The following is a 12584-nucleotide window of genomic DNA, read 5'->3' as shown; positions in this document are numbered from 1 at the left end:
GTTCATAATCTACGTAATTGACAATATCAGTACCATGGATAAACAATATTCGTTTTTTACCACTTGGTACAGGTTGACCATTCCATTGAATCCCTGTGATTTCGGATACTTGCTTGCTATCAACGTATTCACTAAAGACGTAAAACCGATCCCATTTAAAATTTGTAATACTGCTTAGCCTAAAAACAGAATAACCTAACTCATTTTTTGAGGCTAATTCAACATGCTTACCAACTGAATTTTCTAATTTTTTTAAGAGGTCCGAATCGGATCCAGAACAGCTACTTAAAAAAATAATGCTAAACAAAAAAATAACCAATCTTATATTTCCTAACATATTATTACATTTAAAGTATCCTTTTTAAAGCTTCATCAAATTGTTCTTTCGACATAGATGAATGCTTAATTGTAGCGGTTCCTCCTTTTTCTATATCATATACAAATGCATTGCCATCTCTAACGGCCTCTAATGATTTAATTGCCAGCTCAAGGTCAGACAAACCAGGATTTGCTTTTGCAATGGCGCGCCCTACCTGATTATTCAACTGATCTACAAACGAATCTGCAATTGCTCCGTCTATCTTTACTGTCCCATTTTTATGTAATTCCATCAAAGCTCCCTCATTATCTTTTAAAACATTTTGAAGCCCATATTTACCTTCATGTGCATCACCTGCCTCTTTAGCAATCTTCTGGCCTACAGCAGCAGCAGCTATTGCTTGACCATCAACATGTCTAAAAGCATTCTGATTCCCTCCTGGACTATTATCACCAAGATTAACTGACTTTGCTAGGCTCTGTGCCCTATTAGCTTTAAAGGCCACGACTCCAGCAAAAGCCGGCGTGTATTTCTGAACAAATCTGGCTTCAGTTTCAGCTCTAAATGTTCTAACAATTCTATATGAAGCATAATTAATTGCATCAAAGGCATTTTTAAATAATCTAACAGGATTTAGAGGAAATGGCCACATTCCGTCTGGATCTGTAAATCTTATTGGGTTATCAAATGTATAAATATAAGGAGACAATCTTCTTCCAAATTCAGCTTTTGGATCAATTACATTCCATCTACCAATCACCGGATCGTAGAGCCGTGCACCATAATCTAACACCCTTATGCAACTTTTTTACAGTTCGCCGGATTCGCTGGCAGGCACTTTTCTGCTTTATAAAGAACGTTCCTTTAGCGTAAAGTTAGTTTTTTGTTTGGGTTTTACAAAGGCCGTTGGTGCGTTGATTTTTGGCTTTACTGGTAGGAAGATTATCTGTTACAGCAAAGATAGCCTCCGAAGGAAAAGCAGTAAAGGGACTTTCGCGGCATAAACGCTCTTAGCCTTTACCCTGCAATCCAATTTATTCCACGTACCCTTGACAGCTTCCCCTTCTTCCGCTTTTTGGGGCTTAACAGATCATCTCCCCGAACCTCTATTCTCATTGGTGCATTGCAGGGAGCCTTGATGGAGCAAGTTTATGTTTTTGCTATACAAAAACTACTTTTACTACTCCCGTTGGTTGCTTTTGGGTGGTGACCTCTTACTGATGGAAAGTGCTTTGGCAGTGAGGAGGAAAGAGCGGCTCTTTCTATCAGTAAGAGGTTCCAAAGGGGTTTGGGGAATGGAAGATTCCCCAACTACTATACTGCGAAGCACCATGCTGCCGCAGGCTTCCAGTACCAAAGTATACCGGTGAGTATACTCTTTTCGGCCTTGTCGATAGTGTGAAGGTGGTAAAGTATACCCGGAGTATACTTCAATAACCCTTAGCGATAGCTTAAGGGCAGAAAAGTAAGGCTCTGCCTAACTTCCGCTTGCTCCATTCACTCCATTCATTTCAATGGGTGGTGCTTGTTGAGTGCTTCTTTCAGATCTTCCAGGTTACTGGTCTGGTAACGTTCTGTACTGCTTACATAACGGTGGCCGGCCATATACTGCACCGTTCTTAAGTCCTTTTCTTTCAGCCATTCAGTGATCACGCTCTGGCGGATCTGTACAGCATGCTCAACTTTAGGGTTGATCCTTCTTAGCGCATGGTTCAGGTGCAGCAAGGTGTTTTTAAGGTCTTCAATATCATTCCTACCCGTAAACAAACGTTCAGATCTGCTTTGCAGTTTTGGCCGTATCAACAATATATATTCCTGCAGGTCTAAGATCTGATGGGGTTGCAAGGGCAATATCCTGCTGTTCTGCTTACCGGTTTTTGGTACCTGTATTTTGCCCTCTCTTAGTTTCAGGTGCTCCGGCCGGATCGTTTCCAGTTCTTCCCTGGTTAGTGCCTGGTACACCAGTAACCCTAAGATTACTTTATTACGATGGGTACGTTCGTCTTTGATCTCATAGCTTTCATAAAGGTGTTCCAGCTCTGCTTTCTCCAGCAGGTCATTGGGGACAGTCCTGATACTTCCTTTCAGGCTGATCCCGGCAGCAGGGTTATGATTGAGTTGATCTTCTTTTTGAAGGTAAGTAAAGTAATACCTGATGGCCAGCAGCATCCGGTTTACCAGGTTCACGCTATCGTTCTCCTTTTTCTGATGGTCTGCATAATCAAGGATATCATGGTAACCGACCTGTAAAAGGCTCACATTTTCTATGGCCAGCCAGGCCATAAAGTAACTCACATACTTCCGGTGCTGATAGATGGTATCGGGCTTAAAGCCCTGTTCTTTTAGATATTCCTCAAAGCTGTTCATTTACAATATGGGTATAGATCTGTGTGCTTTCCAAACTACTATGGCCTAAGAACCGCTGGATCTGCTCCAGCTTCATCCCTGATTGCAAAAGGTGCGTAGCAATGCTGTGGCGCAGGGTATGCGGACCGATGGGCTTCTTTATCCCTGATGCTGACCGTAGTTTCTGCACCCGCTCAAAAGCGGTCTTTAACCTTTTCCATTTGCGTTCAGTAATAATGCCGGTTCCTTTTTGCCGCAGAGCAGGTAAGGCCTGGAGAAGTTCAGGTAGTATTCCAGGTCTTTTTTATTGCCCCCGGTCAAAGGAACATACCTGGCTTTATAACCTTTGCCTTTTCTGACCAGCACCAATTCCTTTTCCAGCAGGATATCTTCTGTATTTAAGCTTAAGCCCTCACTTTTCCTCAAACCACAACCATAATATAGGGTCAATAACGCCCTGTCCCTTAAGCCCAGAACAGTTTCCGTAGTGGCTTCATACAGTTTAGCGACTTCCTTTTTAGTCAGGATGCTTTTGATATTGGTGGCTTTACCTTTGATCTTCACTTTAACTGGAAAGCTCTCCTGTCCGCTCTCCGCTAAGTACCGGGCAAACTTGCGGATCACCTGCAGATTCTTGCGGATATAGTTTAAGCTCAATGTTCCTGGTTTGGTCTTGCAGGGCTGCTCACTTAAGACCTGCAGGTAATTTTCAAGGTGGCTTTCTGTAATGCCGGTAATGCTGTTACAGTCATTTTCTTCCAGGAAGATCAGGAACGCCTTTAACATCACAGGCATATCCCGCTGGCTGGTTTGGTCAAAGTTCAGGATCCTTAGCCATTCACTAAAGCCTGCGTTTAAACGGATATAGAGCTGGTTTCTCATGATTTGCTTTTTTTGCTAACTGTACGTTTTTCACTTACTCTGGGTTACTGCTTCTTTCTTGCTGTCTTTCTGTACTTTAAGTAACCCATCAGGCCTTTGGGTTACTAGTGGGTTACGGGATACTGATCTGATATTTTCAAGGATGCTACTGACCAGCATTTTGCTGCTTTGCTGCAAACTCTCCAGATCATTCCAGCTCTGCACCTTGTATTCAAAGCCTTTATAGCGGTTGCCACGGGTGATCTTGATATAGCCCATCCGTTCTAGTTCGTACAGATAACGTCCGATGCTGCTGGGGCTCAGCCTAAAGGCCGAGCGGATCTCCTTGCTGTAAAAACTAACGTTCCCGCTTTCGGTATCTTTTTCTTTCAGGTAGCCTTTCAGCCGCTCAAAGAAGCTTCGGCAGGCATCATTTAGTTCATCACTCTTTTTCAGCAGCGTGGTTTCCAGCAGTGTAAAGGCAGCTTCTACATCTTCCAGCGTACTTTCAATGTATTGCTCCCCGGTGTCGGTATCGGTCTTTAAGGTTCTCTGATACTGGTGATAATAGGTGATCGTTTCGGTGAAGAGTAACAGCAGCAGCATCGTTCTTCTTGGCTTAAAGACTTCTTCCGGTAATTGCAGAAAGGTAGCATAGGGATTTTTAACGGTAATCGGCTTTAAGATCCGCTGCACGTTCTTGATCTGCTCTTTCAGCTTACGCTGCCTGGATTCATCAACCTGCCCTGCGCTCAGCCTTCTTTGGTATCATAGCAGAGTTAAGAAGTCAGAAGGACTGGTCACAAAGTGACCTGGCCACTAAAAGCGGCATTTCAAGGGTGATGATCGGCAAGTATGAGCGGGATGAGGCCGTACCCTCCATTGAGGCGGCCATGAAGATAGCACAGGCTTTCCAGGTATCCCTGGATTACCTGGCCGGCGAAGGCGTGAATGCCTCGTTCGATAAAAAGACCGTAGAGCGCATGCAGGAAATAGAAAGCTTAAGCCCCGCCATCAAGGAAAAGCTGTTCTTCTTTATTGATACCGTACTAAGAGATACCAAAGCACAAAAGGCATACGCATCTTAAAACAACAAAGCCCAACATTTCTGAGGGGCTTTGTGAGGATTATATAGCATATTTTGATCCAGCATCTTCTTTTGATAATTGTATTAACGAAGGAGGGCCGCCTCCTTGCAATTCACTATGCTCATAGATTAGCTCCCAATATCTCATATCTTCTGGGTCTTGGTATAAAACGTCCCAGCCACTTTGATCCGAGGTTATACGCCTTAAGTGGTTATCACGTAGCCAATATATTCTCTTACATTGTTCATCCTCTACCATTTTTTGACCATTAAAAGTCCAATTACCTGTAATTTTTTTCTCGCTTGAATTTATCATCATGGTATTACTTTTTTTGTTGCATTGGCAGGTATTGGTTGATTCGGGATCGTAAACTCTCTCGCACCTCCCATCGTTCTACCAAAACCTACAAATCCAGGATCAGATCTATATATAGGGGTTGCAATCCCTTCAGCTGGAGTAGGAAAGGTAAAAATAGTAAATCCAGTTTGACTTTCAGGAATTGTAAGCTTAGTCGCTATCTGACTAGAATTCAAACCCTTGATATCGCTAGCAGCAGTTACAAACACATCAGGAGTACCAGGCCTTCCCAATGTAGTAATACCATCCGCAGTAGGAACAACTCTCGCTAACTCACCTGGAACCGGATTGTTAGCTTTCGGAATTAACGCTTTCGCACCTCCGATAGCCTCGCCTGCTGCTGCCGTAGCAAGAACAGTAGCAGTATTAGCTGTTTCGCGACCAATGATGCTCCCCAAAGCTTTACCATCACCCTGAACGATTGCTTTTGCAGCTGCATATTCTGTTTTTAACAACTGAACTCCAGGAGATTTAGTAATTGGAGATGTTAACAGTTCTCCCGCCGACATACTTTTAACATTATTTACAACAGCTCTAGCAGTAGCTCCCGGATTCTGGACTGCATGGGCTATAGATTTGAAATAACCTTTAAAAGAACTTTTCGCAGAAGCCCAGGTATCACTTAAGAAATTTGGCCCTGGCCACATCCCATCCGGATCGATGAAATAGATTGGATTGTCAAAAGCATAAGCATAGGGTGACCACCTTCTGCCAAGCTCTGCTTTAGGATCAATCACATTCCACCTCCCAATCACCGGATCATAGAACCTTGCCCCGTAGTCATACAGCTTCTCCTGATCCTGTTTCTCCTTACCGTTATACTGGTACTTATTCTCTGTCCCTATCAAACTTCTCTGAATATCCAGACCAAAGGCATAATAATCTGTTTCCTGGATCTTTCTAGCTACCCCACTATTAATATCAAAGTACACTCTTCCATCGCCCAGGTGATCTGCCAGTGTGTATTCATAAGAGTAACTCGTTGCACTGTTGCGTACCACCCGTCCCTCTGCTGTGGATACAAACTTTAATACCCCACCCTCGTATTGGATACCCCGAATATACTCATTATTTAAACTAATCGAAGGTACCTGCTTACTTAATTTATTGCCTGTGGCATCATAGGTATAGTTCACCGCTGCTGCGCCTGCTGTCATCGTGGAGGGCAGGTTTAAGTGATTATAGGTGAACGAAGTCAGGTTGTTGGTGGTATAGGCAGCATTGCTCCGAGAGCCGATATTTCCGTTCTGGTCATACGTATAAACTGTTGTTCCTGGCAACTGGAAAGCAGCACTGGTGTTTGTGGTGGTACTGTCTACCACGTTCCCCAACTGGTTGCCCGTCATATAAGTGTATTTCAGCTGATCGACCAATGTTCCGGCTTGTTTCCGCTGTAAGCGGGTAATATTGCCCATCACATCGTAACCAATCAGTTCGTTGTGGTTCTCATCACTGATCGCCGAGTTTAAACGGTTCAGCCTGTCATAGATATAGTTGTAGTACTTTCCGGTTCCCCACTCCTGACGGCTGATGTTTCCGTTGTATTGACTAACAACACCACTGAGGACATCTTCGTATTTCAGGCTTTGGGTAAACAAAGGCGCGCTTTGGCTTTTTAACCAGCCCCTTGGGTTATAGGCATAAGTAACCGTCTGGGCAAAACTGGATCCTGAATTTGTACTATAGAGCTGTTTGTTCAGGAGCTGCCCAACCTCGTTATAGTTCTTCCGGCTTAATAGTACTTCTGCATTGGTCGTGGAGATGTTATCTCCTGTCTTTTGATAGTTATCCTTTCCACGCCCTTGGTGGTCATAAGTAAAACGACTTGCCGCATAGAGCTGCTCGGTACCATTTACATAATGTCGCCGTGTAGTGGTCAATACTTCGCCTATAAAACTGTAGGTATTGCTCACATCGTCGTAACTCCCATTAGAAACTGTCGCTCCTTTATAATGCTGCTGGATGCTTCTGACAACCCTGGCTTCATTATCGTAGTAATTCACGGTCCACAGCATTTGGGAAGTGCCCAATACGTTCACTTGGCTGGCCGTCAGCAGTGATTTGGTCATGGTGCTATATGAAGCTGACTGATTGTATGGGGCTATTGCCGGCAGGCTGGGAATATTATAATTATCGTAATAACTCCAGCTAAGCACCGTGGTAACACCTGTCGTTGGCCAGCATTGGTTGCTGTATAGAGATCCGGGAGAACGGCTTTCCCATAGATTGATCGTAGAGGGCTGGGTATCTATGATTGTCTGCAAGGCTACACGATAACTGGTGTTCGCCGTGCTGCCTGGATAGCTATAGATTCCGGTTTGAATCACCCGGCCGAAATCATCATACTTACTGAACAGCCATTGTTGAACTGATTTACTCCGCTGCACGGCATCCTGGCTTGCTACCAACTGGTCTAGTCTATTGTACACCATAAACTCCCATCCTTTTCCCGGAAGCTTCTTTTCAATCAGACGCTTTCTTCCATCATAACGATACTGGTAACAAAGGTTATCCAGGGTAGCCTGTACAGGCACTGCTATTGCGTCAGGATTTGCGCCCGGCGGCAGGACAAAACTTAGGTTCCCAAGATCATCATATATGTAATAAGTAGATAGGGTTTCTATGGTTGTTCCGATTTTATTGAAAAAGCGTTTCAATACCACCCGGTTTTCCTTATCCTTATATTCTTCTATGGTGCCTACCTTTCCATCGGCAGAGGTCCAGTTTTCATCTTTACTAATGGTCAGGTGCAGTTGGTTTGCCCCATAATAGCCAGTACCGGAAAGGGTCCGTTCATGTTCATGGCCTGTTCCGGCAACAACTGCAGCGGTATACAAACGAACCGCAAATCCAGTTGTTGTATAGGTTGTTAGATTGTTGTTACCTCCATATTCTACAACTGCTGTTCGCCCTGTGGTAGATGTACGGCTTGCAGCTGGTTGCCAAACCGAACCTGGCGCACCTTGTTCCACGACCCGGTTTACAGGGCTGGATTCAAATATAGTTTTTGAATAAGCCGCCCCTGGTATGGCGGTTACCCCCGGGGCATTCCAACCAGAGGGATTGGTAGGGTTCGTATAAAAAGCGGCTTGTTCGGCCAATGCATTGGCTTTATAACTACCGTTACTGGCTGCTACCGTACCTGAATAAGGCAGGTATTTGGTATCCTCTCTGCCCAAAGCATCATAGGCGACCGGGGTAACCAGATCTCTTAAAACCGGACTGGCCTGCCAGCCCACCGTCTGCATTTTACGGCCTAAACCATCAAAATATAGGATCGTCCGGTTGGCCTCGGCCACAGGAAGTCCGGAAAGTGAGGTAGTAGATGTCTTATTCGGCACTCGGACCACTGTCTCTATCACATAGTTCTGAGAATCACTTGGACTTTGAGCATTCGACACCATCACAAACAGCATCAGCAATAACACCGAAAAACTGTATTTATATTTATTTAAGTAATATTTCATTGTTATCTTATATCTATTGACACGTACCTTCTTCTATGATTACCCCCTGTTGTATCTTATACCACTTGTTAGGCCCACCATTTCCATATTTATAGAATGTATAATATCCATCAGCAACAGCAGATTGCATTGAAGCCCCAGTAAAGCACTTCACTTCTTCTTGAGGATTATTATAATAGTACAAAACGACTATATCTTTATCCATCTCTGCAGTATAGCTACACAGAGAGGGTAGATTTTCAAAACGTACCATATTGTTATTCTGGGCATGTTTAAGACCACCATCATCAGTTGGACCGTCATCAATTGGTCCTGAATTGCAATCAACCAAAGTTGTAATGCTATAATTGGGGTGGTTTACGAGGTTAAACCAATAGGTGATAATTTCGCCTCCATTAGAGGGGCTGTCTTCTCCTGATGGGGGAATTACCCCTACATATTCTTTTTCCATCAGATACTCTCCCATCTCTTTTACTCCTGAAACACTAACCGTGTTGATGCTCCCATTATTATAGCGGTATTGAACATCAACGGGGGTTTCCTTCACATATAATCCCTGAGGATCTTTAAATACCTTTATGGTATAAGTCTGATAGGTGTATTTATAATCTTCAATTACTACCTGTCTCATCCCAGTACTACACAGGGAAACATAGGTTCCTTCCGTTGTGCAGTATCCTTGTTGATTAGCATATGCCTGTCCGTTTTGAGAAATATCATTATAAGCTTGAGCATTGGCATCTGCCTGAGAGATCAAAGAGATGTACTTGCCTTCTTGAACCGTATATAGTACCTCAGAGCCAAATGCCCCAGCACCACAATTATTTTTATAAAACTTTTGAGATATCTGCTCACTAGGATAGATCTTTGGCCGGGTATAATAAGTATAGCTTTTAGCAATATTACCATTTTGATCTTTAATGTGTTTTAAGCGTTGAAAGCTGTCATACTCGTAAGTAGTTAACATACCTTTTGGATCTTTTTTACTGGTTATTCCTACTAAAGGTTCATAGCTATAGGTAGTTATCATACAGTTATGTATGGCCATGTCATTTCTAAATCTGTCAAGATAGGTGTCGTAATTTTCAATTGTATTGTCAAGACCTGGGGTTACAATATAATTGCTATAGTCATTTAGAGGCATAGCAAATGTATTTTCAATAATGGAATAATCGCTGCCTTCAATTGTTGCTACTGGGTAGTTTTTGCCGTATCCCCAAATGTAATTGGTCTTTGTCCCTGCATTTTTTGAAAAGCTCAATACATTTCCCCTGTCGTCATACTTTAAATATTCAAGCCGTATTTCTGGGGTGTTATTGCCCACTTTAGTTTTTACAAATTTTGGAAGGATCAATGCTGTATTGCTGCTTAAATTCTTTTCATATTCGGTGGTCAGAGTTTCCTGCAAAACATTATTGGAGTAAAGTTCCTGCTTAACAATGGGTGAGATGATATTTTTATTAGTCATCTCCTGGTAAGGAACTGTAGCGCCCAGATCATAGGCATAGAAATTAGTTAAACTGCTTGTCTGCTGATCACTTTTCTCTAGTGATTCTGTCTTCAATTGCCCAAAACTATCGTAAGTGAGATGCTTAATAGTAGCTACTGGGTTAAGTCCCATCATATCATAACTGGTCTTTGTAATCTTTACAGGAAGATAGGAATAGGTATAATTTTTATAAGCGTCACCCTCTATGTATATATCATTTGTTCCGGGACAGATCCTGAAAGATTTCGCTTTAATAGCACGGGCAAACTGAGTGGCTTTATTTAGCGCCTGAAATTCACTTTCTGTTTTCTCAACAGGTAAATCGCCGGCTGTATAATTTTCCTCTTTATACGCCTTTCCCCGTTCCTCCTCTAATGAACTATAAGCATTATATGGGCTTACCGCCATATTAATGGAGGTCTCATGTTCATCCATATGCCCATTATCAAAATTGGTAAAATAATGAATAGTATAGCCGTTGTTATTGAGCCTCTCTACCACTTCACTATAACCTATATGTGAGCCTAAGCTGTTGGTAGAACCTGGAAGATGTGACAAGGAGTTGAACTGGTTTTTTTCATAATAGGCGTCTGACGTGGCAGACTTTACCTTAAAATTTTTGAAAAGATACTGAGATTGGCCTCCAAGTACACCGCTTGAAGTTAAACTGTTTAATGCTTTTGAATTTCTAAACCCGGCGACATAGAAATACTCTTTTACCATATAACTTGCAGGGGTTCCTGCATCGTAGGTAGTGATTTTTTTAATGCGGATTCCACCTACGTCACCAGAAAAGCTTTCTATTACATCTCGTCCTTTAGACAATTGTTTGCTTGCGCTATTGGCTTCATATTCAAATCTCGTGAATCCTCCAAGAGGATAAGTAATTTTATTAAGCATTCCTTGTTGGGCATAAGTAAAATTCGAAGCCCTGGAATTATAATATATGGAAGGAGTGTTTTGTCTATCGTTAATATTGGCCAATACTCCATTATAAAAGCCCCAATGATCGACTTTTCCCGAAAAATAAGGCACATCATCCATCAAATTATAATCAAATGTGTATGGTGTATTATAATCGCCTGAACTGCTACCTTCTTTAACAGATTTTAAGGTTAGCCTCTTATTTACGCCTGCTTCATAGTCAAATTGAAACGACTTTATTATTGATCCGCTATTATTTTTAACCTCTATTTTGTCTAGCTTGGACCATTCTAATCTCCTGGCGAGCCAACTTGCCCATAAATCACTATAGACACCAGTTTGGGACACAGAAGTAGGTACATTAGGATTGGAAGATGTTTGTTCATCCTGATATAGGATCGGAAATAATCTTTTGTAAAAATAACTCGGATTGTCCATCCCCGCAATCCCAACGTTTCGATCATATCGAAAATTCAGGGCAATAATCTCATAAATACTTCTGGCGATAGTGGCTCCGTTGGTATTTGTATAATAATCTTTTCCAAAATCCAGTTCGCCACTGGCCAACCTGCTAAAGTTAACTGTCCCGGTTAAGCCAACAATCTTTTTCAAATAAATAGGCGAATTTAGTCTGCCCGTATAATCTTCCCTAAAACTGCCACTGGACAAACCACATGGAGGAAGCCAGAAGTTATTTTGACTCCCCCCTGTACCAAAATTCTGACTAAGGCTTTGTGTCAATTGATTGATGAATGCCCCCCTTTCGTACTCAAAAGATACTTTTTTACCTGAAGGCTCTATGATTTCCTTTAAATACCATGCATCTGCCTGCCAAAAGTCTTTATCTTGATTTACGAAGTCAATGCTATATTCGATGAAATTACTGTTTCCTCCATATACATATTGTGTTCCGTCTGTATCAATTATGGTAAACCCAGCATATGTTTTCGAATAGCCCAAACCGACCAAAATACTACCGGGTACTGGTTGAAATGGAACGGCTAAAAAGTTGCCGTTGAAAACGACTTTTATGGCACGGTCACTCTTTACCTTCCATGTTCCGTCCATATCCAGATAAAACTTTCCTGAACCATTAGGAAAAACAAATGAAAATTCATCTGGTTCTATATCTGCATTAGCTATTGCCATTTGTTTAACATAGTCTACATTGTTCCAAAGTGAGGCATTTAGTAGTGGTGTATTAAAATAAAAACCAAAATTACTTGCATTATATACCCGTTCGTCAGGATTTTCTGTGAGATATATATGGGTTTGCTGAGCTCTTTCCAGCGTATTAAAATCATCTGGAAGTCCTTTAACAGTCCTAGTGATGGCTCCTCCCATAGAAATGGACCAGTTCATCCCTACCCATCCTGGATGTACGTCTGGCCGAAATCCGCTTGCATGGTAGCTCAATGTTATGGGTACTGCTATTTTTCCTTCGGAAAATGTATATAAGGGCACTTCCACATTGGGAATCCCTGTAAAATAGGATACTGGCATCTCACCAAACAACCCCAAACTAGCCATATTGGGGGTTTGAATACTCACTTGATCTTTTTCGGTTGGATTTTGGAGGTTTAGTTGTGCAAATGAGGTTGTTTGTATTGACCTCCCCCCAATTTTAGGACACGCTAAATTCGAGAATCAGGGCGTTAACTGGTTTTTTTCCACATCTCCTGAGGCGTTAAACCTCCTAAGGAACTATGTGGTCTAAAGGTATTATATTCTGC

The 12584-nt window shown here is 42.2% G+C and carries 12 protein-coding genes; 2 read left to right on the top strand and 10 right to left on the bottom strand.

All coding sequences use genetic code 11. The features are described 5' to 3' along the window. Positions 1 to 337: hypothetical protein (locus DBR11_RS30240; RefSeq protein ID WP_233260819.1), on the bottom strand; the 337-nt coding region annotated here is incomplete at its 3' end. Positions 338 to 347: 10 nt separating this feature from the next. Next, positions 348 to 1112: an RHS repeat domain-containing protein gene (locus DBR11_RS18660; RefSeq protein ID WP_233260818.1), complete on the bottom strand. Its 765-nt coding sequence runs from the start codon at positions 1110 to 1112 to the stop codon at positions 348 to 350. Positions 1113 to 1470: 358 nt separating this feature from the next. Here DBR11_RS18660 and DBR11_RS18650 point away from each other — a divergent pair, with 358 nt between their 5' ends. Further along, positions 1471 to 1689, top strand: a complete 219-nt coding sequence (locus DBR11_RS18650) for a hypothetical protein (protein WP_108554148.1) — start codon at positions 1471 to 1473, stop codon at positions 1687 to 1689. A gap of 136 nt (positions 1690 to 1825) precedes the next feature. On the opposite strand, the gene DBR11_RS18645 is transcribed toward DBR11_RS18650, so the two are convergent. The 4 genes from DBR11_RS18645 to DBR11_RS18630 are packed head-to-tail and all read right to left on the bottom strand — an operon-like array spanning position 1826 to position 4222. Next, the gene (locus DBR11_RS18645) at positions 1826 to 2686 is read right to left on the bottom strand and encodes a tyrosine-type recombinase/integrase (RefSeq protein WP_108554147.1); all 861 of its coding nucleotides are present in this window, start codon (positions 2684 to 2686) and stop codon (positions 1826 to 1828) included. Next, complete coding sequence (locus tag DBR11_RS30565; protein ID WP_158275327.1) at positions 2673 to 2855, bottom strand: tyrosine-type recombinase/integrase; 183 nt, start codon at positions 2853 to 2855, stop codon at positions 2673 to 2675. The genes DBR11_RS18645 and DBR11_RS30565 overlap by 14 nt, the downstream gene beginning before the upstream one ends. A 17-nt stretch (positions 2856 to 2872) precedes the next feature. Further along, positions 2873 to 3547, bottom strand: coding sequence for a tyrosine-type recombinase/integrase (locus DBR11_RS18635; protein ID WP_108554145.1), 675 nt, complete (start codon positions 3545 to 3547; stop codon positions 2873 to 2875). A gap of 30 nt (positions 3548 to 3577) precedes the next feature. Further along, on the bottom strand, positions 3578 to 4222 hold the full coding sequence (locus tag DBR11_RS18630; RefSeq protein WP_146186582.1) for a hypothetical protein: 645 nt from the start codon (positions 4220 to 4222) through the stop codon (positions 3578 to 3580). 35 nt (positions 4223 to 4257) lie between these two features. On the opposite strand from DBR11_RS18630, the gene DBR11_RS18625 reads away from it, so the two are divergent. Continuing rightward, positions 4258 to 4614, top strand: coding sequence for a helix-turn-helix transcriptional regulator (locus tag DBR11_RS18625; protein WP_199233883.1), 357 nt, complete (start codon positions 4258 to 4260; stop codon positions 4612 to 4614). A gap of 39 nt (positions 4615 to 4653) precedes the next feature. Here the strand turns inward: DBR11_RS18625 and DBR11_RS18620 are convergent, their stop codons facing one another. The 4 genes from DBR11_RS18620 to DBR11_RS30650 form a co-directional block, all read right to left on the bottom strand. Continuing rightward, positions 4654 to 4932: an Imm27 family immunity protein gene (locus DBR11_RS18620; protein WP_108554142.1), complete on the bottom strand. Its 279-nt coding sequence runs from the start codon at positions 4930 to 4932 to the stop codon at positions 4654 to 4656. Continuing rightward, positions 4929 to 8438: a polymorphic toxin type 10 domain-containing protein gene (locus DBR11_RS18615; RefSeq protein ID WP_108554141.1), complete on the bottom strand. Its 3510-nt coding sequence runs from the start codon at positions 8436 to 8438 to the stop codon at positions 4929 to 4931. The genes DBR11_RS18620 and DBR11_RS18615 overlap by 4 nt, the downstream gene beginning before the upstream one ends. 13 nt (positions 8439 to 8451) lie before the next feature. After that, positions 8452 to 12381, bottom strand: coding sequence for a DUF5977 domain-containing protein (locus tag DBR11_RS18610; RefSeq protein WP_146186581.1), 3930 nt, complete (start codon positions 12379 to 12381; stop codon positions 8452 to 8454). A 125-nt stretch (positions 12382 to 12506) separates the two neighbouring features. Beyond that, the coding region (locus tag DBR11_RS30650) for an integrase core domain-containing protein (RefSeq protein ID WP_146186583.1) at positions 12507 to 12584 on the bottom strand (78 nt) is incomplete at its 5' end.

It is taken from the genome of Pedobacter sp. HMWF019, assembly GCF_003061025.1.
Lineage (GTDB): Bacteria > Bacteroidota > Bacteroidia > Sphingobacteriales > Sphingobacteriaceae > Pedobacter.
This window is presented reverse-complemented; position numbering and strand designations above follow the sequence as displayed.